We start from the raw sequence: 435 nt of genomic DNA, 5'->3' as shown, positions 1-435 counted from the left end.
CGGACGGGATAACCGCTGAAGGCATCTAAGCGGGAAACCCCCCTCGAAACGAGGTCTCCCTTGAGGGCCGTGGAAGACGACCACGTCGATAGGCCGGAAGTGCAAGCGCGGTAACGCGCTGAGCTGACCGGTACTAATCGCCCGATAGACTTGATCGTCTCTCGTGATCCATCGCCGCTACATCGGTCCCAGCAGGATCGGCACCGATCCGCCAGGATCGGCACAGCGGTCACAGAACAGACCAGCGCCAGCAACGGCTGTCGCTCACCCTGCTTGCCGAACAGAATGGGGCTCCCGCCGTCGCAGCACCCTGCGACAGCGAAAGTCCCAAACAACCTGTGCTTGGCCGGTCTGGTGGCCTGAGCGGTGTGCCCAGAACCCGATCCCATCTCGAACTCGGCCGTTAAACACACCAGCGCCCATGGTACTGTGTCT

At 62.1% G+C, this 435-nt stretch carries 2 rRNA genes; both read left to right on the top strand.

Annotated features, from left to right (window positions below):
• Positions 1-158 (top strand): 23S ribosomal RNA (locus MFF56_RS31970); the annotation flags it as partial.
• A 192-nt stretch (positions 159-350) separates the two neighbouring features.
• A 5S ribosomal RNA gene (gene rrf, locus MFF56_RS31965) occupies positions 351-435 on the top strand; the annotation flags it as partial.

Source organism: Methylobacterium hispanicum (assembly GCF_022179285.1).
Classification (GTDB): Bacteria; Pseudomonadota; Alphaproteobacteria; order Rhizobiales; family Beijerinckiaceae; genus Methylobacterium; species Methylobacterium hispanicum.
This window is presented reverse-complemented; position numbering and strand designations above follow the sequence as displayed.